Raw genomic sequence first — 23525 nt, forward strand, 5'->3', positions numbered from 1 at the left:
GGTGCGCAGCCGAGAAGAGGCTGCCCGACCGCGTGATGAGTTGGGCGAGGCAATGAGGCCAACACCACCGAGTTCAGCGCCAACCAGGCCAGGGACGGCGTGGAGCAGCGCAGCACAGCGGGTCAGCCTGCTCTCCGCCGAGCCGGAGGTGCGGGGGCCGATCCTGGCCTCGTGGCGCCGATCACGCGACCGTGACCTCGCTGCCGACCAGATCGAGCTGCCCTACGTGCAGGACCCGGACACCGACACTCCGCTGACGCGCAGCGCCGAGCCGGTGCTGCGCCACCTGTGCGAGCAGCTGGACGGACAGCCGGTGAGCGTCGTGCTCACCGATCCCAGCGGCTTGGTGCTCCTGCGGCTGACCGCCGACTCCCAGCTGCAGCGTCACCTCGACCACGTCCAGCTCGCCCCCGGGTTCTCCTACGGCGAGCACTACGCCGGCACCAACGGCATCGGCACCGCCCTGGTGACGGGCAAGCCCACCGAGGTGATCGGGCCCGAGCACTACGTCGAGAGCCTGGAGAACCTGGCGTGCGCCGGCGTGCCCGTCCGCCACCCCGTCTCCGGTCGCACCGTGGGCGCCGTCGACCTCACGTGCTGGCGCAAGGATGCCGGGCCGCTGCTGCTCACCCTGGCCAAGACCACGGCGGAGCAAATCCGCCAGCAGATGCTGACCGAGACCGGGTCCAACCATCTGGAGCTGTTCCACGAGTACATGCGCACCTGCCACCGCACGGCCGGCGTGGTCTTCGCGGTGAACCACAACATGGCCATGCTCAACGACTACGCCCGAGCCACCCTCGACCCGGCCGACCAGGCCGCGCTGCTGAGCCACGCCGCGGAGCTGCTGGGCAACGGCAGCCGGGTGTCCACCGTGGTGGAGCTGCCCACCGGCATCACCGCCCGGATGCACTGCCGCCCGGTCCGAGAGAACGGCAAGGTCGCCGGGCTGGTGGCGCACGCGAAGCTCGGCGAGCCTGACCACAGGCACAACCTGACCAGCAGCGACCCGGTGCGGATGCCGCTGCCCGGGCTGGTCGGGTACGCACCGCTGTGGCTGCGGGCCTGTCACGAGACCGAGCGGGTCGTCCGCTCGGGCGAGTGGCTCGCGCTGGAGGGCGAGCCGGGCGTGGGCAAGACTGCCCTGCTCCGGGCCGCACAGTCCCGCCAGCAGCCCGACCGCCGCCTGGTGCTGCTGGACGCCGCCGACGCCTCGACCAACCTGGAGTGGTTCGCCGGGGCGAGCCAAGCCTTGCTGCGCAGGGACCACAGCCTCGTGGTACGCCACGTGGACCGGCTCCGGCCGGCGCAGCTGCGCGAGCTCGGCGCGTTGCTGCGCGAAGCCGCCACGGTGGAGCGCGCCCAGCCGCTGTGGGTCGGGCTGACCTTGGAGCGGGTGAGCGAGGGCCGCGAGCTCAACCGCCTGCTGGGCCTGTTCCCCCGCACGGTGGAGGTTCCGCCGCTGCGCCTGCACATGGAGGACCTGCCCCAGCTGGTGGCGCTGTTCCTCAGCCGCCTCCAACACGGCGCCGACCTGACCTGCGCCCCGGAGACGATGCGGCTGCTGATGCGGTCGTCCTGGCCGGGCAACGCAGCGCAGGTGCTGCAGGTGCTGCGGCAGGTGGCGCAGCGCCGGCGCAGCGGCGTCATCCAGCCCGAGGACCTGCCACCGGCGGCCCAGACCGTGAGCCGCCGGTTGCTCAGCCCGCTGGAGTCGATGGAGCGCGACGCGATCGTGCAGGCGCTCAACGACGCCCGGGGGAACAAGGCCGCCACCGCCCACGCCCTGGGCATGTCCCGCGCCACCATCTACCGCAAGATCCACGACTACGGGATCGTCCCGCCCGTCGGCTGACGACCGAGCCTGCGCCCAGCGGCGCTCAATTCACCATCGACCGGACCCGCGTGATGCACTGTGGAGCAATGCAGGCCCACCGCTTAGTACAGGAGCACGCGTGAACACCAGCCGGTACGCCGCCGCCAGCGACGTGGGGCAGGTGCGGGAGAACAACGAGGACGCCGCCCTCACCACCGACACCGTGTGGATCGTCGCCGACGGCATGGGCGGCCACGCGGGCGGCGAGGTGGCCAGCCGGATGGCGGTCGAGGCAGCCGCCGAGGTGCTCGGTGACCAGCCCGCCGACGTCGACCTGGTCGCCACTGCCTTCGCCACCGCGCACGGCCGGGTGCGCGACGCCGCCCACGGCGAGCTGGCCGGGATGGGCACCACCATGGTGCTCGCCTGCCGCGACGCCGATGGCGAGGTGCTGGTGGGCAACGTGGGCGACAGCCGGGCCTACCTGCTCGCCGACGGCGCGCTGCAGCAGGTCACCACCGACGACAACCAGGCCGAGGTGCTGCTCGCCCACGGCGACATCACCGCGGAGGAGGCCCGGGTGCACCCCGGCCAGTACCTGCTCACCGCGTCCCTCGGCGGTGGCCAGCCCACTCCCCCCGTGCCGGCCGTGCACCACCTGCCCTCCCACGCCGGCCGGCTGCTGCTGTGCTCCGACGGGCTCAACAGCGAGCTGACCGACGAGCAGATCGCGGCCGGCCTGGCGACCGAGGACCCGGCGCAGGCGGCCACCGAGCTGGTCCAGGCAGCAGTGCAGGCCGGCGGGCGTGACAACGTCACCGTCGTCGTCATCGACCTCTGACCCGCGGGCCGACCGCTGAGGCAGAGAGCCGACCGCTGAGCGCGGCAGGCACTTCTGCGGCTGACGTCGCTACGGTGGGGCCATGAGCGAGCTCTCCGACAACCCGGCCCTGCGTGCCACCGGCGACCAGCTGGTGGAGCGGGTGCTCACCGCCGGGGTGGACGGGCTCGGTCCGTGGCGCAGCGCCGAGGCCGTGGCCACCGAGGCGCTCGCGGCCGAGGGGGATCCCGAGCCGGCGATCCAGCGGCTGCTGGTGGCGCACCGCAGGATGGTGGGCGCCACCGGGTTCGCCACCAGCATCGGCGGCGCTCTCGCCCTGGTGGTGGGCCTGCCCGCCGATGTCACCAGCTACCACGTGGCTGCCGCCCGGCTCTCGGCGGCGATCGCGCACCTGCGCGGCTACGACCTGGCCGCGCCGCAGGTGCGCAGCCTGGTGCTGATCACCCTGCTCGGCGAGGAGGGCACCAGCCTGCTCGCCCAGCACGGGGTGAGCACCGACGGCAAGGACGTCCTCACCGCGCTGAGCGGGTTGTCGACCGCCGAGCTGAGCGAGCTGAACCGGTCGGTGGGGTACCAGCTGGTGGCCAAGTTCGGCCAGCGGGGCGCGGTCAACCTGGTGAAGCTGGTGCCGTTCGTCGGCGGCGGGGTGGGGGCCGGGGTGAACATGGTGGGCATCACCACCACGGCCCGCTCCGCCCGCACGCTGTTCCTGCCCCGGCCGGTGGCGGGCCGCTTCGCCGGACCGGGCGTCACCGTGATCGACCAGTAGCGCTCGCTACCGGCGCCTAGAGCTGTCTAGCGTCGGCCCAACACTCCCGAAGAGAGCATGATCGAGCGGTGAAGCTCAGGCGCGCAACCACTCCGACCGCGCGGCCTGGCCGTCCGGGCTGAGCGTGTCCTCCACGGGGGTGGGCCAGCCCTGCCAGCGCACACCGTCGACCTCGGCCGAGGACAGCGTCATGGTGCGCAGGTTGCCCTTGGCGTTGCGGTACTCCACCTCCTCGGTCTCGAACGCGGCGACGAGCCCTGCGCGGACGAGCCACTCCAGGGCGTTGCCGCCGTTGACCAGGACTCGGCGCACGCCGGAGCTGCGCAGCTGCCAGCGCAGGAAGTCCGCGTCCGCCGCCACCAGCTGCTCCCGGACGGCCGGAGGGAGCCCGTGCCAGACCGGGTTGGTCGCCCACTGGACCAGGTGCAGGTGGCAGGCGGTGCCGTCGTAGTAGCTGCCCGCTCCCACCGCGCCGAGCAGCTCCTCCAGCGCGGCGAAGGCAGGGCGGTGCGGGTTGGCCTGGAAGTAGCCGTAGCAACGCGCCACCACCGCGGCGACCTGCTCGTCGGTCAGCGTCGCGGCGTCGGTGACGTCCAACGAGCGCAACGACTCCACCCGGCGGTACTCCCCGGCCAGCCAGGTCCCCGTGGGAGTGGTCAGCTCGAGCTTGCTCGGGTTGACCGTCAGGGTGGCCACCGCGGCCACGCTGGGGTCGCCCTGCGCCACGATGGGCAGGCTGCGCGGGATCACCGAGCACCCTTCAGGAATGGGGCGGCGGACACGATCGGCGAGCTCTTGCGGGACTGGGTGCACCCCCCCATTCTCCCTGCCGGACGACGCCTCGTTCACCACCGCGTCGTGGGCCCTCGACAGCATTGCCCACGGCCTCGCCGGCGGGGTTGCGTCCGGCGCCGCTCGCGCTTTATGCGCCCATCTAGTGATAGGTCAATAACTCTGGATACCCGGCTCGACGGCACGCAGGCGAGCGGGATCGGCAAACGACCGTTCCGGTGAACGGACACTGTGAGAGACATCACGCCTCATCTGCCCTAGGTTGGCGCCGGCGACCACGGAGGTCGCCGGCGAGGGGAGCCGTGGTGACGGTGACACAACTGGAGCAGCTGGTGCAGGTGGAGCGCATCAAGAAGCTCAAGCACGACTACTGGCGAGCCTGTGATGCTAAGGACCCCAAAGGGTTTCGCAGCTGCTTCACTCGAACGGGCTCGTCCATCGACTACGGGACGCTCGGCGCGACCGACGCCGACGGCATGGCCGCGGTGTTCGAGCGCATCGCGCTGGCCCAGGACGGTGGCGGCCACCGGGTGCTGGACATGCACCACGGCTTCCACCCCGACGTCACCATCGTCGGCCCCGCCGAGGCCACCGGTCGCTGGACCCTGCAGTTCCGCCAGGTCGACCTGCACGCACGCACCGAGACGGTGCTCAGCGGCGAGTACGACGACCACTACGTCATCGAGGACGGCGACTGGAAGATGGACCGCTGCCACTTCACCCGGGGCTGGTCGATCACCCGCCCGCTCACCGACGACACCGTGGTGGAGCAGCCGTGAGCGCGCACAAGGTCGCCCTGGTCACCGGAGGCGGACGAGGCGTGGGCAAGGGGGTGGCCAGCGCGCTGGGCGCGGAAGGCTGGACCGTCTACGTCACCGGCCGGCACGCCGACCGGCTCGCGAGCACTGCCGAGGCCATCACCGCCGCCGGTGGAGCCGGCCACGCCATGGCCTGCGACCACCACCAGGACGACCAGGTGGCGGAGGTGTTCGCGCGCATCGCCGACGAGCAGGGCCAGCTGGACCTGCTGGTGAACAACGCGTGGGCCAACCCCGATGGATACGCCGGGTTCACCCAGCCGTTCTGGAAGCGGCCGGTGCAGGACTGGGACAGCCTCATCGGCATCGGGCTGCGCGCCCACTACGTTGCGTGTGTCGAGGCGGCCAAGATCATGGTGCCGCAGGGCTCCGGGCTGATGGCCAACATCTCCTCCTTCGGCTCCCGCGGCTACCTGCACTCGGTGCTCTACGGGATGTCCAAGACCGCACTGGACAAGATGGCCGCGGACATGGCCGTCGAGCTGGCCGGCACCGGGGTGACCGCAGTGTCGCTGTGGCTCGGCCTGGTGCAGACCGAACGGGTCAAGTCCATGGGCGACAGCTTCGAGGGGTTCTCCATCGCCGACGCCGAGGAGCCGGAGTACATCGGCCAGGTGATCAACGCCCTCGCCCACGACGAGAAGCTGCGCGCCTACAACGGCCACACCGTCATCACCGCCGAGTACGGGCGCGACCACGGCCTGACCAACTCCGACGGGCGCCAGCCGCCCACCCACCGGCCGTTCTTCGGTGGCGGACCGCTGTTCCCGCCGCTGCAGGAGGTCTAGCCCAGGCGCCGGTAGCAGTCCCGCAGGTAGGCCACGGCCCGGTCGCTGCCCAGCGCGGTGCGCAGCAGCGCCGGGTCGAGCTCGTCCACCACCGGCCGGAACCGCACCGGCGGCACCGGGACGCGGGCGCTGGGCTGGTAGTAGCGGTCCAGGCAGTCAGCCAGGTCCGTGTCCAGCGGGCCCACCGGTGCGCTCGCACGCTCACTCACCGTGCCCTTGGGTTCGGTCGCACGCTCACTCACGGTGCCCTTGGGTTCGTTCGCACGCTCACTCACCGACGGCCTCCTCGCCCAGGGTCATCAGCGCGCGCAGCTCGTCCGTGCCGAGCTCGGTCAGCCAGGTCTCCCCCGCGCCCACCACCACATCGGCCAGCTCCTGCTTTCCGGTGAGCAGCGCGTCGATCCGCTCCTCCACGGTGCCCACGCACACCAGCTTGCGCACCTGCACGTCGCGCTGCTGACCGATGCGGAACGCCCGGTCGGTGGCCTGGTTCTCCACCGCTGGGTTCCACCAGCGGTCCAGGTGCACCACGTGGTTGGCCGCGGTGAGGTTGAGCCCGGTGCCACCGGCCTTCAGCGACAACAGCATCACCGGCGGGCCCGCTGGGCGCTGGAACGCCTCCACCATCCGGTCGCGGCGCCCCTTGCTCACGCCGCCGTGCAGGAAGGGGACCGGCACGCCCAGCTCGCGGCCCAGCCACGGCGCGAGCAGCTCCCCGAACTGGGTGAACTGGGTGAACAGCAGCACCTTCGACGGCGGACAGTCCGGGTGCTGACCGGCGGCCTGGGCCAGCACCGAGTACAGCAGGTCCTCCACCAGCTCGAGCTTGCCCGAGCGGTGCTCACCGTCGCGCAGCACGCCGCTGCCGTCGGCCAGGAAGTGCGCCGGGTGGTTGCACACCTGCTTGAGCCGGGTGAGCGTGGACAGCACCAGCGCCTTGCGCTGCATCCCCCGCGACTGCTTGATCGTGGCCAGCATGTCGTCCACCACCGCCTGGTACAGCGCCGCCTGCTCCACCGTGAGGTTGGCCCGCACCGTCATCTCCAGCTTCTCGGGCAGGTCGGCGATCACCGCAGGGTCGGACTTCACCCGGCGCAGCATGAACGGCGCGGTGGCCGTGCGCAGCCGGGCCAGCGCCTCCGGGTCCTGCTCGCGCTCGATGGGCACCGCGAAGCGAGCCCGGAAGGCCTGCGGCGAGCCGAGCATGCCGGGGTTGGCGAAGTCCAGCAGGGCACGCAGCTCCTCCAGCCGGTTCTCCACCGGAGTGCCGGTGAGGGCGACGCGGTGCCGGGCCGGCAGGGCGCGGGCGGCGCGGGCCTGCTCGGTGGCGCTGTTCTTCACGTGCTGCGCCTCGTCGAGCACCACGCGGTCCCACTGCACCGCGGCCAGCTCGTCGCGGTCGCGCGCCAGCAGCTGGTAGGTGGTGAGCACCAGGTCGCTGCGCCGGGCGAGCGCCCCCAGGGCCGCCCCCCGCGCCCGCTCCGGCCCGTGGTGCACCGCCACCCGCAGCCCCGGGGCGAAGCGCTCGGCCTCCCGCTGCCAGTTGCCCACCACCGACATCGGGCACACCACCAGCGTCGGCTCGGTGCGCTGAGCCTGCTCGTGCACCAGCAAGCCCAGCAGCTGCAGGGTCTTGCCCAGGCCCATGTCGTCGGCCAGCACCACCCCCAGGCCCAGCCCGCTCATGAACGCCAGCCAGTCCAGCCCGCGCTGCTGGTAGGGCCGCAGCTCGGCGTGCAGGCCGGGCGGCAGGCCCACCCCCTCGGGCGCCTCGCTGGGCACCCGGCCCGCCAGCAGGTCGCCGAACCATCCCTCGGCCACCACCTCCGTCACCGGCGCGGGCGGCTGGTCGTCGCCGGCGAGCATCGCCAGCAGCTCCGCGAGCGTGGCGTCGCTGCCCTGGTGCTCGGCGACGTAGCGGGCTGCGCGACCGGCCACCTCGGGATCGACCTGCACCCACTCGCCGCGCAGCCGCACCAGCGGTGCCTGCGCCCGCGCCAGCCGGGTCAGCTCGGCGCGGGTCAGCTCCACCTCCCCCAGCGCCATCCGCCACCGGTAGCCGAGCAGCTGCGCCATGCCCAGGGCTGCCTCCTCCGCCGCCACGTGGGCGTCCGGCGCCACCACCCGCAGCGCCAGCGTGGGGTCGCGCCGGGCCCACGCCCGCGGCAGCAGCACCGTGATCCCCGCCGACCGCAGCGCGGCCGCACCGGTGGTCACCAGGTCGAGCGCCTCGGCGGTGGTCAGGATCAGCACGTGCTCGTGCAGGTTGGGGGTGTGTCCGCGCAGCGGCGGGTAGGCGGCCATCGCCCGGCCCAGCGCGTGCATGGCGGCGCTGTCGTGGGTGGCCGAGCGCGGCAGGCTCCGCAGCGGCACCGGGGCGGTGTCGGCGGTGCGCACGCAGGCCTCCAGCATCCAGCGCGGGCTCGGCTCCTCGGTGGCGCCCGGGTAGGGCTCCTCCGCCTCGTCGTCCGGGGGCTCCAGCAGCCGGAACACCACGTCCGGGGTGTCCAGGGTGGAGCTGGTCGCCCAGCGGTGCAGCCGGGTGCTCAGCCGGGCCGGGTCCGGGGCGTCACCCTCGGCCAGCGGCTCGCCGGTGTCCAGGGCCTCGAACAGCGGGTGCGCGGGCCGGCGCACCCGGGGCTCCACCAGCGACAGCGTGGCGCTGGTGATGCTGTCGCACAACGACTCCAGGAGGCTGTCCACCACCGCGGTGCCGCTGGGGGTGCACCCGTTGACCACCTCCGCGCGCAGCACCGGGGGCAGGGCCGCGCCCACCTGGGTGCGCCACGTGCGGATCGGGCCGTCGTCGGCAAGCACCCACCGGGCCCGCCACTGCTGGCCGTCGCGCACCACGGTCGGCACCACCCGTCCGGAGTAGACCCAGCGGGCAACACCGGCGGCCACGTCACCGAGGAACGCCAGCTCGTCAGCGACGACCCAGGCCCCGTTGCTCGGGGTGCGCAGCGAGGCAACCTCCATCAGCAGGTCAGCCGAGTCCACCCGGGCCACCGCGCAGGCGGGGACCTGCCACGGCGCCAGGTCCGTGCCGCGGGCTGCCCCGGCGTCGGGCGCCCGCAGCGCCGGCGAGGGCAGCGGGGCGGGTGCCAGGCCGGCGATCGTGCCGGTGGGCAGCAGCAGGGTGGGCAGCCGGTCGAGCTCGTACGGGGTGAGCGCCTCCTTGAGCGGCCCCGACCAGTCCGAGGGCGGAGGAGGCAGCCTCGCGGGGTCGGCCACCGCCAGCGGGTGCAGCCCCGCCGGAACGGGCGCACCCGCACGCTCGTCGGTCTCGGTCCACAGCAGGAGTCCCGCCGCCGACGACCACAACCCGTGCGCCACGAACAAAGCTGCTGCTCCTCTACGGTCTGCGGAGCGCGACTGCCTCAGCGGCGCGTTCACCAGGGGGTGGCGTTGGTTCGCCCGGCGTCGGAGCCCGAGGCCGGGCACCCACCACCAGCCTACGAACCTCCCGCTGCCCGACGCCAAGCTGCTGCCGTCTCGGCCTGGCACACCACCCCGCCGCACGGACTCGCGATGAGACCGCACGCCCCACCGGCCTGGTTCCTCACACGGTCATGCACACCGTCTTGGTCTCGAGGTAGCTCTGCAGCCCCGCCGCACCGTTCTCGTATCCCCAGCCGGACTGCTTGTGGCCGCCCTTCACCAGCTCGGGTGAGAAGTAGGAGTGGCAGTTGATCCAGACGGTGCCGGCGCGGATCGCGCCGGCCAGCCGGTGGGCACGGGAGAGGTCAGAGGTCCAGACGCTCGCAGCGAGGCCGTACTCGGTGTCGTTGGCCCAGGCGACCACCTCGTCGACGTCGTCGAACGGGGTCACCGTCACCACCGGGCCGAAGATCTCCTCCCGCATCATCGGCAGGTCCGGCGCGGCGTCCACCACGACGGTGGGCTCGTAGAAGCTGCCCACGTCGCCCACCTCCCGGCCCCCGGCCACGACCGTGGCACCGCGGCGCACACCGTCATCGACGTACGAGGCCACCGTTGCCCGGTGTCGCCGGCTCACCAGCGGACCGAGGTCAGTGCCGCTGTCCAGCCCATGCCCGAGCCGCAGCGCCCCGGCAGCATGCGCGAGCCCGTCGACCACCTCCTCGTAGACGGAGCGCTCGGCATAGACCCGGCTCCCGGCGACGCACACCTGCCCGCAGTTGGTGAAGATGCCGCGCGCGACACCCGGAATGGTCTCGGCCAGATGGGTGTCGCCGAGCACCACCACTGGGGACTTCCCGCCCAGCTCCAAGGTCAGCCGCGTGAGGTTACCGGCCCCTGCCCCCGCCACCAGCCTCTTCCCCACCTCGGTGGAACCGGTGAACGTCACCTTGTCGACTCCCTGGTGCTCAGCCAGCATGCGTCCGACCTCGCCGCCACCGGTCACGATGTTGACCACCCCTGCCGGCATCCCCACCTCGGAGAGCAGCTCACCGAACCGCAGCGCCGTGAGCGAGGTGTCCTCAGCCGGCTTCAGCACCACCGTGCACCCGGCAGCGAGCGCGGGGGCCAGCTTCATCGCGGCCATCAGCAGCGGAGAGTTCCACGGCACGATCGCGGCCACCACACCGACGGGCTCGTGCACAGTGTGCGCGAGCACCTTCCGACCCTGCGGCTGGTAGGTGATCGACGGCGTCACTGTGCTGCCCGTGATCTTGGTTGCCCATCCCGCGTAGTACCGAAACTGCTCGGCGGCGGCGGGGATCTCCGCGAATCGCGCCGTCGCCCAGGCCTTGCCCTGGTCCAGCGTCTCCAGCTCGGCCAGCTCATCGGCATGCGCATCGATCACCTCGCCAAGACGCCACAGGATCCGCGCTCGTGCGCTCGGGGTGAGGGCGGTCCAGCTGCCGTCAAGGGCCGCGCGCGCGGCCTCCACCGCGGCGTCGACATCCGTCGCGTCCGCCGACCCGAGCACGGCCAGAACGCGGTCCGTGGCCGGATCCACCGACAGGAGCTCCGGACCGCCCCCGGTGCGCCACTCGCCATCGATGAGCAGCTTCTTCGCGGCCCCGGACAAGAAGTCGGCGCTGTGCCGGACGGTGGCGGCTGGCGCCACGGACAGGCTGGTCATCGGGAGCCCTCCTTGCTGGGGTGAACCTGGGTGAAGGGGAGCGCACCCCAGCGCAGCCCCTTGGACTTGAGCCAGCGCCGGTAGGTGACGGAGGAGCTGTCTGCGCGGGTGGGGATCTCTTCGCGAGGTTCGAGCGGAAGCAGCAGCGGACGCTGGTTCTCGACGATGATCCGGTCCTGCAGGAAGATGATCTGCTCGAAGTGCAGCAGATCGGTGTGCTCCGAGTCCGGGTCCACGAGGTACATCACCGGCTGCGCCCGGCACAGGTCCTCAGCGATCGGCTGGATGAACAGGGCAATGGCGTCCCTGCGGCTCGGATCCACCGGCGACACCCGGTACAGCATGACCATGTACGGCGCGGGGACTCGGTAGGTCAGCTGGGCGTAGGCGCCCTCGGTCGCGGCGGAGACCTGCGGCTGGAAGAACCTGCAGTTCGTGGCCCACACCTCGTCCACGTCGTGCCGGATCTCCGCCTGGTACTTGGCGACCTCGGTGTTCGCATCACCACCCAGGATCCCGGTGTGCACGAACGGGAAGTGCGCCATGTCCAGGAAGTTCTCCACCACGCGTCCCGGCGAGGTCCGCAGGGTGATCCAACCGCAGGGCACGTAGCGGCGGTCGGGCTCACGGGACTCCTCAATGTCGAACACGTCGCGGGCCGGCGTGCCCAGCGTGGTCCACACGAAGCCGTACCGCTGCCGAACCGGCACCGGACTGCCGTCAGCCGTGACTACCGGCTTGCCACCGGGCTCACGGCCGCAGCAGAGCTCCGCGCCGAGCAGCCGGGTGTTGACCACTCCGTCGACGAGCTCGTCCTCGGCGCACACGGCGTACCACTGGTCCAGAACCACCGGGTCGTCACACTTCTGCATGGAACACGCCTTTCAGGTCACCTTCATGGGTGCTCGCCAACCACTGGGCACGGCGCGCGAACAAGCCGGGCACGGCCGCCCGGGCACGGGCGATGATCGACGGCAGGTCGTGCTCGACCAGCTTCCCGTCACGGACGACGACACAGCCGTCCACCATCGTCAGGTCGACGTCGCCGCCCCGGACGGCGTGGACCAGGTTGTGGTGCAGGTTCGCGAAGGGGCCGTCCACGAACAGCGGCGTCATGCGCGGCGTGTCGGTGCGCACCGCAATGAGGTCCGCCTTCTTGCCTGGTTCCAGGGACCCGATGTCAGCGTCCATCCCGAGCGCGCGGGCACCACCCGTGGTGGCGGCCTCCAGGACCGTCCAGCTGTCCATCGCGGCCGCGTCGTTCCTGACGAGCTTGCCCAGCAGGGACGCGACCTTCATCTCCTCGAACATGTCGAGGTTGTTGTTCTCCTTCTCGCCGTCCGTTCCCAGCCCCACCGCGACCCCCGCGTCGAGCATCGCGGTGATCGGCGCGATGCCGCTGGCCAGCTTCATGTTGCTGACCGGGTTGTGGGCGACTCCAACCCCGCGTTGCGCGAGGTGCCTGATCTCGGCGTCGTCCAGCCACACCGCGTGCGCGAGCATGGTCCGCGGCGTGTCCAGGAACCCGAGCCGCTCGAGGGCGAACACCGGGCGCGCGCCGAACCTCCGATCGAACTCGGCGATCTCGATCTCTGACTCGCTGCAGTGCGTGTAGAAGCCGGTGTCGTAGTCGCGGGCCAGGTCGACGGCGCGCCGCTGGCCGGCGTCGTCGGCGTAGAACACGTGCTCGAGACCGACCCACACGGTCACCCGTCCGTCGGCCGCTCCCTGGCAGCGCTGCAGCAGGCGCTCGTTGTCGTCGAGCGAGTCGAAGTAGTCGTGGTCTGGGTGGGCACCGACGTAGCTGACGGTGACTAGCCGGTTTCCGATCTCGGCCGCAGCGGCCACGCTGCGCTCCATGAAGCGCCACATGTCGACGACGGTGGTGGTTCCCGCCAGCACGCTCTCCGCGTAGCAGAGCCACGACGCGGCTTCGGCCTCGTCCGCGGTGAGGACGCGGTGCATCGGGTCGATGTGCACCCGCAGCCACTCCCACACCGGGAGGTGCTCAGCAGTTCCCCGCAGGAGCCCCGAGTGCGAGTGGGTGTTCACGAGCCCCGGCATGAGCAGCCGCCCGGACAGGTCGACCTCGGTGGCGTCGGGGAACTGGGACCGCAGCTCGGTGGCGGTGGCGACCGCGACGATCCGGTCGCCCGACACCACCACGGCTCCGCCGGGGACCACGGTTCGATCGGCGTCCATCGTCACCACCGCATCGGCGGTCAGCAGGGTCAGCTGGGGCACGACGTCATTCCTCTCCACGAATCAACGCGGCGCCGCGCTCGGCGAGAGCGATCACTGGTGCGTTGGTGTTGCACGACGGCAGTACTGGCATCACCGAGGCGTCCACCACCCGCAGGCCGTCGGCGCCGTGCACGCGCAGCTCGGCGTCGACGACCGCATCCGCCCCGTAGCCCATGGCGCAGGTGCCTGCGGTGTGGAAGAACGTGGAGCAGCTCATCCGCACGAACTCCGCGGCTTCACTCGGTCCGAGACGCCGCTCCGGCGCCACGGGGCGTTCCACGAGCGCTCGGTACGCCACGGTGTCCGCGAGGTCGAAGACACGGTCGAGCCCCGCGACCAGGGCAGCGAGGTCCCGCGGATCGGACAGGTAGCGCGGATCGATGTGCGGACTCACCCCCGGGTCGGCCGACCGCAGGGTCAGCTCCCCCACGCTGTGGGCGCGCATGAGGCCGGGCGAGACCGCAAAGACGTCGCCGGTGAGGTCGTGGCGGGCAGCCACCTCCGGGGTGGCGTGCGCTCCCTGCACCACGAACGCGTGCAGGTCCGGGTGCTCCAGCTGCGGATCGGACCGCCAGTTGAGGATCGCCCCGCCGCCGTTGTCCCGCGCGGGGCCCAGCGGAGCACGGGCGCGGAAGTTCACGCCCATCAGCAGCGGGTGGTCCTGCAGGTTGCGCCCGACGCCCGGCAGGGACAGCCGCACTGGGAGCCCGTGGCGGCGCAGCTGAGCAGGGTCGCCAATGCCAGCGAGCAGCAGCAGGTGCGGGCTGGAGATGGCCCCCGCGCACAGCAGCGTCTCCACGTCCGCGTGGATGTCGGCGGCGCCGTCCGGGCCGTCGACCCGCACCCCCGTGCAGCGGTTCCCCTCGAACAGCAGCTCTCTGACGGTCACTCCCACTCGCACGGTGAGGTTGCCGCGGCGGGCCGCCGGGTCAAGGTAGGCACGGGCAGTGCTCACGCGCTGGCCATCGGCGATCGTGAGGTTGGCCAGCGACGCGCCCGCGACGTCGGGGCCGTTGGAGTCGTCGAGCACTACCATGCCGAGCTCAGCGGCGGCCTCCAGCAGCGCGCGGGCGGCCGGGTGCGGATCCACGGGACGGGTTATGCGTATCGGGCCACCGGCACCCCGCAGGTCGGTGGCACCTCCCTCCCAGTCCTCCGCTCGTCGGAAGTAGGGCAGCAGGGACGCGAAGTTCCAGCCCTTCGCCCCCGCCGCCTCCCACGCGTCGTAGTCGGCGGAACAGCCGCGGTACCACAGCATCGCGTTGATGCTGCTGGAGCCGCCGAGCACCCGTCCGCGCGGAATCGGCACCGCCCGGCCGCCGAGCCGAGGGTTCGGCGCGTAGGTGTGGCCCCAGTCGTAGGCACCGCCGAGCAGTGCTGCCCACGTGGCGGGCTTCTCCAGCTGCGTGGCGCCGGCGTGGCCTGGACCCGCCTCCACGAGCAGGACCCGGGTGTCGGGGTCCTCGGAGAGCCGAGCGGCAAGAACGCACCCCGCTGACCCGCCGCCCACGATGACGTAGTCGAAGACCTCAGTTGTGCTCACTGGGCCCCATGATGGTGATCTCTTCCGTCGCCTCCACGTGGCGGACGAAGATGTACTTGTCCTCCCGTCCGTCGCTGTGCTTGCGCCTGATGCCCGGCTGAACGGCGCTGGACACCTTCGCCACCAGCACGTAGGGCTCGTCCGCCGCCAGCCCAGCCACGCAGTGCTTGTCGAACTCCTCCACGGTGGTGGCCGTGTAGGCGTGCTCGATGCCCGCGCCCCGAGCGATGGCGGCGATGCTCACGATGCCCTTGGCGGTGTGCGTGGGAGGCCCGCCGATGGACTGGTAGCACTCGTTGTCCCACACCACGGTGAACAGGTTGCGGGGCCGCTCGTTGGCCACGGTCGCAAGGATGCCGAGGTTGAACAGCATCCCGCCGTCGGTGTCGAGGGAGATGATCCTGCGGTGGGGCAGACCGGTCGCCAGCCCGAAGGCCTGCGGCGTCACGCAGCCGAGCTGCTGCTGGAACAGGCTCGCCTCCCGCATGTGCGGCGCGGCGTTGTACCACTCATCGACGCTGGCGCCGAGCGAGACGATCACCAGCTCGTCGGACAACTTCTCGGCGAGCAGCGTCATGCAGTCGAAACGGGTCATGGTCATCGGACGAGTCCTCCACCCAGAGCCACAGCGGAATGGTGATAAGCCGCGTAGGACCAGTCGAACGCGTCCGTGATCGCGCGTTCCACGGAGTCCACCTCGCGGACGATGCGGTACGGAATCCGGAGGGCATCGAGAATCGGCTCCATGGTGATTCCGTGCGGAACAGCCCACCAGTTGTTCTCGCCGAGCTCGCCGCGGTAGCTCATCAGCATGATCACGGGTATCCCGGCGCCGAGGCCCATGCGAGCCAGGGGCTCGACGGAGGCGCGCAGCCCCGAGTTCTCCATGATGAGGGCTGCCCGCTTGCCGGACAAGAAGATTCCGCCGCAGATGGCGGCACCCTCCCCCTCGTTGGTCACCTGGATGGTGCGGATGTCCGGGTCGGCGTCAAGCGCGGGGTAGAGCTCCTTGAACAGCGAGTCAGGCAAGTAGCAGACGGTGCTGACACCGGCCCGCTTGAGGCCGCGGATGACCGCTGCAACGGTAGATGAGTCCATTGTCGTGCTGGACCCTTTCTCTTGGAGGGAAATGGTCTTCAGGGAAAGACCGGAATGCCGGGCATCTCGGTGAAGCCGGGCAGCAACTTGACCTTGCGCATCCAGTGCCGCAGGGCCGGGAAGCGGTCGTGGTCAACCCCGATGTCGCGGCTCAGTGCGGCGGCCGGGAACAGGGCAAGGTCGGCGATGGTCGGACGGTTCCCCACCACCCAGTGGTCCTGGAGTCGTTGTAGCGCGAGGTGGTCGTCGAGCGTGCGCAGCGCCGACACCGCAGCACCCGGGTCGAACGGTTCGGTGGTGTACATGGCGGTGTCCCTGGCCGTGTACACCGCAGCCAGCGGTCCGGCCGAGAACTCCAGCCAGGTGTCAACGCCCGGTCCGGCCCAGGTCCGCCGGTGATCGGTCAGCTGCACGAGGTGCTGGAGGACCCGCGCAGTCCCCACCACGACGGTGCCGCCATGCTCGACCACCGGCAGCTCTCCGGTCGGGGTCAGCCTCCGGTAGACGGCCCCGCGGTGCTCACCACCCGGGTACACGTCGACCGGCCGGACTTGGTGGTCGATGCCCAGCACCGACAGCGCCAGCCGCACCGCGTAGCACCGTGGATCAAGCGCAAAGTCGTGCAGGACCAGGGTCCCGGTCACGCGGTCACCAGCTCCGTCGTCGCGTGCACACGGTCGCGGAGCTCGTGGGCCCACCGCACGACGGAAGTGACCGCGGCAGTGTCGGCTCCCGCCTGCGCGACGACGTGCAGAGCGGTCACCTCGTCGCCCATCGCCTGAGTCCCCACCAGCACCGGCGTGCCGCCGACCACTACCCGCACGGTGGTCCCGGCGACCTCCCCGCCCCCCGTGCACGAGATCATCTCGTCGAGGACGCGGTGCCGGTCGGCCTCGACGAACACCGAGCACGCCGGTACTGACTCTCCTTCTGCCCGGCGGTCGGCGGAGAATGGGCCCTCGTCGTCACCCGGCAACGCCACCCACACCATCGCGGACTCCTCCCGCACCCGGTAGCGCACCGTGCGCACGGCTGCTGGAGGAGCGAGGTCGGGGTGGGCGGGGATGTGCCGACACGCACCGACCTGGTCGAACTGCCAGCCGTGGTACAGGCAGACCAGTCGCTCGCCGCGCACGAATCCCAGGCTCAGGCGCATGCCCCGGTGGGGGCAGCGATCGGCCCACGCGTGCACGGATCCGTCAGCACCGCGCCACAGCGCGACCGCCGCACCGCCGATGCTGGTGCCCGTTGCCGAACCGGGCTCGATGTCGCGCGCGAGCGCGACCGGGATCCACTCCGTCATCAGATGTTCTCCCTCCTGGGGTGCGCCGTCAGAGACGGTCGAGGATCGACGTGGTGAACAGCTGGTCGGCCGTCACAGCAATGCCAGCGGTGTTGAGCGTCTTGATGTTCTGCTCCATCAGCGCCGGTGGGAGGGTCAACAAGCCCCCGGCGTTCGTGTCCGGCGTCACCATGATCTGGGGGATGGTGCGCGACTCGACGAGCTGCTGCGCGCGGTCGAATCCCTGGTCCTTGCCGAACACGTTCACCGTCAGGTCGGCGCCAAGCTGGGGATCGGCAATGTTGGCCTCCCAGCCGCGGCGCTCCGCCAGCAAGAACGCGCTGAGTTGCTCGGGGTTCTCGCGCACGGTCTGGGTCTTCGCGAAGTAGACGCCGGAGAACAGCGTGTAGCCGTGGTCTGCAAACAGAAAGGTGTGGGTGTCGATGCCCTTTGCCTCGAGCTGGGTCGGCTCGTTGATGACAAAGACGACCTGGCCATCCACCTCGCGGTTCGCGACGGGGGCAGGGTCGAACTGCACCGGAACCACGTCGATCGACGCCGGGTCGATGTTGTTGATCTTCAGCAGCAGGTTGAACACGGTCTCGTTCGCCGCCGCGACACCGATCTTCTTTCCGACCATCTCCTGTGGCGACTTGATCGGGGTGTCCGCCAGCGACAGGATGCAGAACGGACTCTTCTGGAACCGGGTGCCGATGATCTTGAGATCGGCACCCTGCGTGATCGCCTTGGCCACCACGTCGGCCTCGCTGCCGCCGACCAGCGCCTTGCCGGACATCACCACCGTCTCCCGGCTGGTGTTCGGTCCACCGTTGAGGAACTCCACCGACAGCCCGCCGTCTCGGTAGAAGCCACGGTCGGAGGCGATCCAGCTTCCCGAGTGCTCAGTGGTCGGCAACCAGCTGAGCTGGTAGGTCATCGCCCTGGTGCCGTCCGCGGCCACCTGGTTCGTGGCGCCGGACGCGCACGCCGACAGGACGGCCGGGCCGCCGAGGGCGAGGGCGCCCAGCCCCAGTGCGCCCCGAAGCAGGGTGCGGCGTGAGAGCGGAGATGTTGCAGGGGTCATTGATGGCTCCTTAGTGAAAGCGGATGCGGGTGAGAGCGTTCTCGGCAGCGGCGGCGAGCGCGTAAGCGGTGAGGGAGACGACTGTCATCAGCACGACCGCAGCCCAGAGTCGGTCGTAGCTGGCATTCATGGACGCGCGGAGCATGAGGAAACCGATGCCGTCCCCGGTCGCCAGCCACTCAGCGAGCAGCACCCCCATCACCGCCGAGGGAGCAGCGATCCGGGCGGCGGCGAAGACGCTGGGCAGCGCGTAGGGGACTCGAGCCCGAGCCATGACGCCGAGCGTGGAGGCCCCGTACGCGGTCAGCAGGTCGACCGCGCCCTGCGGGACCGTGCGCATGCCCGTGACGATGGTGACGAGCGAGGGGAAGAAGGTCACGATGCCGGCGATCACCAGCACCGTGACCAGACCGCGGCCGAAGACCAGCGCGATGAGCGGGGTCATCGCCACCAGGGGTACCGCCCGCAGCGCGATGGCCAACGGCATCACGGCGGCGTCCACTGCCGGCCACACGAGGATGGCCACCGCAGTGGCGAGCGCGGCAGCGGTGCCGAGCACGTATCCACCCAAGGCGTGGACCACCGTCGTCTCGAGGGCTTCGAACAGCTGCGTCCGGTCTTCCCCGGGCGTGGTCAGGTAGGTCCACACGTCTGCGGGACCCTTGGCGAAGTACGGGTCCAGGCCACCGATCGCCAGCTGCCACAGCACGGCTGCGCCCGCCGTGGCACCGACCGCGGTGACGGTGGTCGTGGCGACCCGCTTCAGCATCGACTGCGGCGCCGGGGCCGCCCCTGCGCCGTTGGCCATGTCCGCCGACCAGTAGCAGACCTTCCGCTCGACCAGGGCGGTGGCGGCGTAGGCGGCTCCGGCAAGGAGCGTGGCGTACAGCGCCAGCGCCCAGGTGCGCTCCACGTCGAGGGACTGCTGGGCGTAGACCATGGCGACGCCCAGCCCGGACTGCGCGCCCAGGTACTCGCCGATGATCGCCCCCAGCACCGCTGCGGGAGCCGCAATCCTCAGTCCGCCGAACGTCGCGGGCAGCGCCGCGGGCAACCGGATTCGGCGGAACTGCTGCCACCGGGAGCCGCCGGCGCAGTCCACCACGTCCAGGGACGAGCGATCTGCCGACTTCGCGCCCAGCATCAGCGCCACCAGCGTCGTGAAGAACACGCTCTGCGCGGCGATCGCGATCTGGGGGCGATCACCGTCGAGCACGGCGGTGAGGATCGGCGCGATCGCGATGACCGGAAGGCAGTACAGGGCCAGGGCCACCTGCGTCGCAATCTTCTCGACCGGACGCACGGTGAGGAACACCAGCGCCAGCGCGAACGCCAAGCCGTTGCCGAAGAGCCAGCCCAGGCCGGCTTCCTTGGCCGTTTGCACCAGGTTCGGCTGCACCAGCGACCAGTCAGCCACTGCTTGCGTGAGAATCGCGGTCGGAGCGGGCAACGCGTAGTAGGACGAGAACACCGTGGCGGCAAGCACCTGCCACACCACGAGCACCGCGACGACTCCGCCGGCCCGCCGCAGCAGCCCTCCGCCCCGTTGACGGAGCAGGCCGACAGCCGCCCCGGGGGCCGCCGTGCGGCCCGCGCCGGCCATCGGTACCGCGGTCATCGCGCCCACCCCTTCGCGCGCAGCGGCGGGTTCTCCAGCGCACCCGCCAGGTGGGCGGGAACAACACGGGGCTTGTGACTCTTGCTGATCACCATCACGTGCAGAACCTCCGATCTGGCTCGGCTGGCGAGACGTCAGTGCACGAGTGCGTGCTGCAGGCGGGTGGCGATGCGGCGGTGGTCGGTCAGCGCATCCGCCAGGCCAGGCAGGACCAGCTGACCGGAGTCGACCAAGATCCGGCCGTTCACCACGGTCGTCCAGGCGCGCGCAGGGCCGCACCGCAGCAGCGCCTCCACGGGGTCGCTGTGCGCACCCGCGAGCGAGACCGGGTCCATGTGCCAGGCGACCAGGTCAGCGACCGAACCCGGGACGAGCTTGCCCAGCTCGTCCTCCCAGCCGAGGCACCGTGCCGAGCCGACGGTGGCGATCTCCAGCGCGTCGCGCGCAGTCATGGCGGTCGGACCACCGGCGAAGCGCCCCAGCAGCAGCGCGGTCCGCGCCTCCAGCCACAGGGACGCGTGATCGGTGGAGGCGGAGCCGTCACACCCCAGTCCGACGGGCACTCCGGCCCGGCGCATCGCTGCCACGCCCGCCGTCCCGCTGCCGATGAGCATGTTGGAGCTCGGGCAGTGCGCCACACCGACGCCGGCGTTCGCCAGCCGCTGGATCTCGTCGGCGGACGGGTAGATGCAGTGCGCGACCCACGAGCGGTCACCGGCCCAGCCGACGTCCTCGAAGTGCTCGACCGGGGTCCGTCCGTACCGCTCCAAGCAGAAGGTGTGCTCGTCGACGTCCTCGGCGAGGTGGGTGTGCATTCGCACCCCCGTCCGTTCGGAGAGCTCCGCGGTCTGCCGCATCAGCGTGTCGTCCACAGAGAATGGCGAGCAGGGTGCCAGCGCAATTCTGGTCATCGCCCCAGGCGCGGGGTCGTGGTACGCATCGATGAGTCGCTGGCTGTCCGCCATAATGGTGTCGGTGTCTTGCGTGACGCTGTCCGGCGGCAATCCGCCATCCTTCACCGACAATGACATGGAGCCGCGGGTCGGATAAAAGCGAAAACCAATGTCGCGGGCGGCTCGGATCTGTGCGTCGACGAGATTGGGGCGGGGGTGCACGTAGAGGTGGTCGGTGGACGTCGTGCACCCGCCCAGCAGCAGCTCGGCAATCCCGACGTAGGTGGAGACGTAGACCGCTTCCTCGTCCAGGCCCGCCCAGATCGGGTAGAGCCCGGTCAGCCAGTCGAAGAGCGATCCGTTCACCACCGGCCCGTAGGAGCGAGTGAGGTTTTGGTACATGTGGTGGTGGGTGTTCACCAGGCCGGGCGTGACCGTTCGCCCACCCACCGAAACCACTTGTTCCGCAGCAGGTTCCGTGCCAGCCTCGCCCACTGCCGCGACACGGCCGGACGTCACCGCCAACCAGGCGTTGCTGAGCTCAGACCCGGGCTCGAGGACGAGGTGGCCGATGTCGCGAATGACCAGGTCGTGCATGAGGTACCTCCCACAGACAGACGAATGTGTGTCTGCGATGGCCCTCGCGCCCATCACTGGAGATGACGTCCTCCGCTGGAGGGGAGCTCCAGCTCGTTGCCGGCTGAGCCGGACGGACTGCTCGGGCCAGTGGTTCACGCCCTCGCAGAAAGGAAGCTACGCGCGGCGAACAACGGCGTGGTTGCTGTCGCGTTAACGGTGCGTAACGCACCACTGCCGCTTGACAGCAGATGTTGCGGCCGGGCACGGTGAGCGCTCGGCAAGCGCAGCGCAATCATCTGCCGGAGCGTGTGCTTTCGCCAGGTCACCATTTCCGGATGCTGTCTCGGCCATTCTTCCCAGCCCCCTTCCGTGCCCACCGATCGGAGCTCCGACAACGTGATTGCCACTCGCTCACCCGCGGAGCACAGCACCGCCGCTGCCCGTCCCCAGCGCCCGCTCGGCACGGGCCTCGACGTGACCGGCCTGACCCGTTCCTTCAAGTCTGGGCGCACCTCCGTCGCGGCCCTCGACAACGTGGACCTACGCACCTCGGAGGGCCAGTTCCTGTCCTTGTTGGGCCCCTCGGGCTGCGGCAAGTCCACCGTTCTCCGCATCCTCGCGGGACTGGACCAGCCCGATGCGGGGCAGGCCCTCGTCCACGGCATGAGCCCGCGAGAGCTGCGCACGGCGCACGAGCTGGGGGTCGCATTCCAGGACTCGGCGTTGCTGCCCTGGCGCACCGTCGAGGCGAACATCGCGCTGCCGCGGCAGGCGGCTGGTCTGGCAGCCGAACCGGAGCTAGTGCGGGAGCTGATCGACCTGGTCGGCCTCAGCGGCTTCGAGAAGGCCAAGCCGGCGCAGCTGTCCGGCGGCATGCGCCAGCGGGTCTCGATCGCCAGAGCCCTCGTGCTCCGTCCGTCGGTCCTGCTGCTGGACGAACCCTTCGGTGCGCTCGACGACATGACTCGCCAGCGGCTGAACCTGGAGCTGCAGCGCATCTGGACCGAGAAGCCGGCAACCACCCTCATGGTCACCCACGGCATCAGCGAGGCCGTGCTGCTGTCCGACGCCGTGGCGGTGATGAGCGCGCGGCCCGGTCGGGTGATCGAGGTCGTGCCGATCGACCTGCCGCGTCCCCGCACCGCGGCGACGATGCGGACCGCCGAGTTTCACGCCTACGTCGACACGCTGACCGAGCTGCTGTTCCACGGCGGTGAGCTCCCCGACGGCTGACCTGATCCCTGAACCTGGGTGAGCCCCGCGCACCCCGGCGATGAGACCGCACGCCCCACCGGCCTGGTTCCTCTATCGTCGGTGAGCAGAACCATCGCTGCCGCGCTCGCTGAGAGGCAGGGGCATCCATGCTGGTCGGCCTGCTCTGCGCCCTGCTCGCCTGCATCAGCTACGGCACCTCGTCGGTGCTGCAGGCCTACGCCGCCCGCCGCTCCGCCGCCCGGGCCAAGGCGCAGGGTGCGACCAACCAGGCCACCAGCTCCGGCGCCCCCACCCTGGCCGCCACGCTCGCCGCGGTGCTCAGCTTCTGGTACGTCGCCGGCACCCTGCTCGACGTGCTGGGCTTCGCCAGCAACGCCGTCTCGGCGCGGCTGATCCCGCTGTTCCTGTCCCAGACGATCATGAGCTCCAACCTGGTGGTGACGGCGCTGCTGGCCGTGGTGGTGCTGCACACCCGGCTGTACCGGCGGGACTGGGTGGCCATCGCGGTGGTCGTGGCCTCGCTGCTGGCCCTGGGGGTCTCGGCCGGCAAGGAGGGCGGCGGCGACGTCGACCCGGTGCTGCACTGGAGCCTGCTGGGGATCGCCGTCGCGCTGCTGGTGATCGGCCAGCTCACCGTGCGCCGGCTGGGCAGCCGTGGATCGATCGCCGCCGGGTTGTTCGCGGGGCTGGGGTTCGGGGTGCTGGCCATCGCGGTGCGGGTGACCGAGGGGCTGGACCCGCTGGACGTTCCCGTGCTGCTCAGCGACCCGGCCTCGTGGACCATCGCCCTGGGCGGCATCGGCGGGTACTACCTCTTCACCGTCGCCCTGCAGCTGGGCTCGGTCACCGGGGCCACCGCCGCGCTGGTGGTGGGCGAGACGGTGATCCCGGGCGTGGTGGGCGTGTGGCTGCTCGGCGACGCCGCCAAGCCCGGGCTGCAGTGGCTGGCGGCGCTGGGCTTCGTCTTCGCGGTGGTGGGCGCGGTGGCCGTGGCGGTGTTCGGCAACGCCGAGGCTGAGGGCGGCGGGGCGACCGAGCCCGGCGGTGAGCAGCCCGCCCCGGCCACCGGGTAGG

21 protein-coding genes are annotated in these 23525 nt (G+C 71.0%); 7 read left to right on the top strand and 14 right to left on the bottom strand.

Annotated features, from left to right (window positions below; translation table 11 throughout):
• The first annotated feature begins 148 nt into the window (after positions 1-148).
• From ELX43_RS16375 to ELX43_RS16385, 3 genes are all read left to right on the top strand, one after another.
• Entirely contained in the window at positions 149-1855 is a 1707-nt protein-coding gene (locus ELX43_RS16375) for a helix-turn-helix domain-containing protein (protein ID WP_206518041.1), read from the top strand.
• A 100-nt stretch (positions 1856-1955) separates the two neighbouring features.
• A complete protein-coding gene (locus tag ELX43_RS16380; protein ID WP_164860680.1) occupies positions 1956-2657 on the top strand; it encodes a protein phosphatase 2C domain-containing protein in 702 nt (233 codons plus the stop codon).
• 82 nt (positions 2658-2739) lie between these two features.
• Complete coding sequence (locus tag ELX43_RS16385; protein ID WP_127784348.1) at positions 2740-3426, top strand: EcsC family protein; 687 nt, start codon at positions 2740-2742, stop codon at positions 3424-3426.
• A gap of 75 nt (positions 3427-3501) precedes the next feature.
• Here ELX43_RS16385 and ELX43_RS16390 read toward each other — a convergent pair whose 3' ends face one another.
• Positions 3502-4176, bottom strand: a complete 675-nt coding sequence (locus tag ELX43_RS16390) for a hypothetical protein (protein ID WP_127784349.1) — start codon at positions 4174-4176, stop codon at positions 3502-3504.
• Positions 4177-4523: 347 nt separating this feature from the next.
• Between ELX43_RS16390 and ELX43_RS16395 the strand changes: the two genes are divergently transcribed.
• Together ELX43_RS16395 and ELX43_RS16400 are read left to right on the top strand one after the other, a co-directional pair.
• On the top strand, positions 4524-4997 hold the full coding sequence (locus ELX43_RS16395) for a nuclear transport factor 2 family protein (protein WP_127784350.1): 474 nt from the start codon (positions 4524-4526) through the stop codon (positions 4995-4997).
• A complete protein-coding gene (locus ELX43_RS16400; protein WP_241249345.1) occupies positions 4994-5824 on the top strand; it encodes an SDR family NAD(P)-dependent oxidoreductase in 831 nt (276 codons plus the stop codon). Before ELX43_RS16395 ends, ELX43_RS16400 begins: the two co-directional genes overlap by 4 nt.
• On the opposite strand, the gene ELX43_RS16405 is transcribed toward ELX43_RS16400, so the two are convergent.
• The 13 genes from ELX43_RS16405 to ELX43_RS16465 all read right to left on the bottom strand — a co-directional run bounded on the left by ELX43_RS16405 (position 5821) and on the right by ELX43_RS16465 (position 21254).
• Positions 5821-6033: a hypothetical protein gene (locus ELX43_RS16405; RefSeq protein ID WP_127784352.1), complete on the bottom strand. Its 213-nt coding sequence runs from the start codon at positions 6031-6033 to the stop codon at positions 5821-5823. The genes ELX43_RS16400 and ELX43_RS16405 overlap by 4 nt on opposite strands.
• A 58-nt stretch (positions 6034-6091) precedes the next feature.
• A complete protein-coding gene (locus ELX43_RS16410) occupies positions 6092-9160 on the bottom strand; it encodes a DEAD/DEAH box helicase (RefSeq protein WP_241249992.1) in 3069 nt (1022 codons plus the stop codon).
• Positions 9161-9386: 226 nt separating this feature from the next.
• Positions 9387-10895, bottom strand: a complete 1509-nt coding sequence (locus ELX43_RS16415) for an aldehyde dehydrogenase family protein (RefSeq protein WP_127784353.1) — start codon at positions 10893-10895, stop codon at positions 9387-9389.
• Positions 10892-11767: an aromatic ring-hydroxylating dioxygenase subunit alpha gene (locus tag ELX43_RS16420; protein ID WP_127784354.1), complete on the bottom strand. Its 876-nt coding sequence runs from the start codon at positions 11765-11767 to the stop codon at positions 10892-10894. The genes ELX43_RS16415 and ELX43_RS16420 overlap by 4 nt, the downstream gene beginning before the upstream one ends.
• Entirely contained in the window at positions 11754-13139 is a 1386-nt protein-coding gene (locus ELX43_RS16425) for an amidohydrolase (RefSeq protein WP_206518042.1), read from the bottom strand. The genes ELX43_RS16420 and ELX43_RS16425 overlap by 14 nt, the downstream gene beginning before the upstream one ends.
• Positions 13140-13143: 4 nt before the next feature.
• Positions 13144-14682 (bottom strand): GMC family oxidoreductase N-terminal domain-containing protein, encoded by a 1539-nt coding sequence (locus ELX43_RS16430; RefSeq protein ID WP_127784355.1) that lies wholly within the window; start codon positions 14680-14682, stop codon positions 13144-13146.
• Positions 14669-15283: a thiamine pyrophosphate-dependent enzyme gene (locus ELX43_RS16435; RefSeq protein WP_206518043.1), complete on the bottom strand. Its 615-nt coding sequence runs from the start codon at positions 15281-15283 to the stop codon at positions 14669-14671. The genes ELX43_RS16430 and ELX43_RS16435 overlap by 14 nt, the downstream gene beginning before the upstream one ends.
• Positions 15280-15780 (bottom strand): thiamine pyrophosphate-binding protein, encoded by a 501-nt coding sequence (locus ELX43_RS16440; RefSeq protein ID WP_127784356.1) that lies wholly within the window; start codon positions 15778-15780, stop codon positions 15280-15282. The genes ELX43_RS16435 and ELX43_RS16440 overlap by 4 nt, the downstream gene beginning before the upstream one ends.
• Positions 15781-15818: 38 nt before the next feature.
• Entirely contained in the window at positions 15819-16424 is a 606-nt protein-coding gene (locus ELX43_RS16445) for a glutathione S-transferase family protein (RefSeq protein ID WP_164860681.1), read from the bottom strand.
• On the bottom strand, positions 16421-17083 hold the full coding sequence (locus tag ELX43_RS17820; protein ID WP_206518044.1) for a Rieske (2Fe-2S) protein: 663 nt from the start codon (positions 17081-17083) through the stop codon (positions 16421-16423). Before ELX43_RS17820 ends, ELX43_RS16445 begins: the two co-directional genes overlap by 4 nt.
• 28 nt (positions 17084-17111) lie before the next feature.
• Positions 17112-18146 carry an ABC transporter substrate-binding protein gene (locus tag ELX43_RS16455; protein WP_127784358.1) on the bottom strand — a complete coding sequence of 345 codons (1035 nt, stop codon included), beginning with the start codon at positions 18144-18146 and terminating at the stop codon, positions 17112-17114.
• A 10-nt stretch (positions 18147-18156) separates the two neighbouring features.
• Positions 18157-19764, bottom strand: coding sequence for an ABC transporter permease subunit (locus ELX43_RS16460; protein ID WP_127784359.1), 1608 nt, complete (start codon positions 19762-19764; stop codon positions 18157-18159).
• A 134-nt stretch (positions 19765-19898) separates the two neighbouring features.
• Positions 19899-21254, bottom strand: coding sequence for an 8-oxoguanine deaminase (locus ELX43_RS16465; RefSeq protein WP_127784360.1), 1356 nt, complete (start codon positions 21252-21254; stop codon positions 19899-19901).
• 456 nt (positions 21255-21710) lie between these two features.
• On the opposite strand from ELX43_RS16465, the gene ELX43_RS16470 reads away from it, so the two are divergent.
• Positions 21711-22469 (top strand): ABC transporter ATP-binding protein, encoded by a 759-nt coding sequence (locus tag ELX43_RS16470; RefSeq protein ID WP_241249349.1) that lies wholly within the window; start codon positions 21711-21713, stop codon positions 22467-22469.
• 128 nt (positions 22470-22597) lie between these two features.
• Positions 22598-23524: a hypothetical protein gene (locus ELX43_RS16475; RefSeq protein ID WP_127784361.1), complete on the top strand. Its 927-nt coding sequence runs from the start codon at positions 22598-22600 to the stop codon at positions 23522-23524.
• The last annotated feature ends 1 nt before the right edge of the window (position 23525 follow it).

The organism is Rhodococcus sp. X156 (assembly GCF_004006015.1).
Lineage (GTDB): Bacteria > Actinomycetota > Actinomycetes > Mycobacteriales > Mycobacteriaceae > X156.

What these genes read in the sequence shown, in the direction of transcription:
- ELX43_RS16385 (WP_127784348.1), top strand. Translation starts at nt 2,740, where the DNA reads ATGAGCGAGCTCTCCGACAACCCGGCCCTGCGTGCCACCGGCGACCAG.
- ELX43_RS16415 (WP_127784353.1), bottom strand. Translation starts at nt 10,895, where the DNA reads ATGACCAGCCTGTCCGTGGCGCCAGCCGCCACCGTCCGGCACAGCGCC.
- ELX43_RS16420 (WP_127784354.1), bottom strand. Translation starts at nt 11,767, where the DNA reads ATGCAGAAGTGTGACGACCCGGTGGTTCTGGACCAGTGGTACGCCGTG.
- ELX43_RS16435 (WP_206518043.1), bottom strand. Translation starts at nt 15,283, where the DNA reads ATGACCATGACCCGTTTCGACTGCATGACGCTGCTCGCCGAGAAGTTG.
- ELX43_RS16440 (WP_127784356.1), bottom strand. Translation starts at nt 15,780, where the DNA reads ATGGACTCATCTACCGTTGCAGCGGTCATCCGCGGCCTCAAGCGGGCC.
- ELX43_RS17820 (WP_206518044.1), bottom strand. Translation starts at nt 17,083, where the DNA reads ATGACGGAGTGGATCCCGGTCGCGCTCGCGCGCGACATCGAGCCCGGT.
- ELX43_RS16455 (WP_127784358.1), bottom strand. Translation starts at nt 18,146, where the DNA reads ATGACCCCTGCAACATCTCCGCTCTCACGCCGCACCCTGCTTCGGGGC.
- ELX43_RS16460 (WP_127784359.1), bottom strand. Translation starts at nt 19,764, where the DNA reads ATGACCGCGGTACCGATGGCCGGCGCGGGCCGCACGGCGGCCCCCGGG.
- ELX43_RS16465 (WP_127784360.1), bottom strand. Translation starts at nt 21,254, where the DNA reads ATGCACGACCTGGTCATTCGCGACATCGGCCACCTCGTCCTCGAGCCC.
- ELX43_RS16475 (WP_127784361.1), top strand. Translation starts at nt 22,598, where the DNA reads ATGCTGGTCGGCCTGCTCTGCGCCCTGCTCGCCTGCATCAGCTACGGC.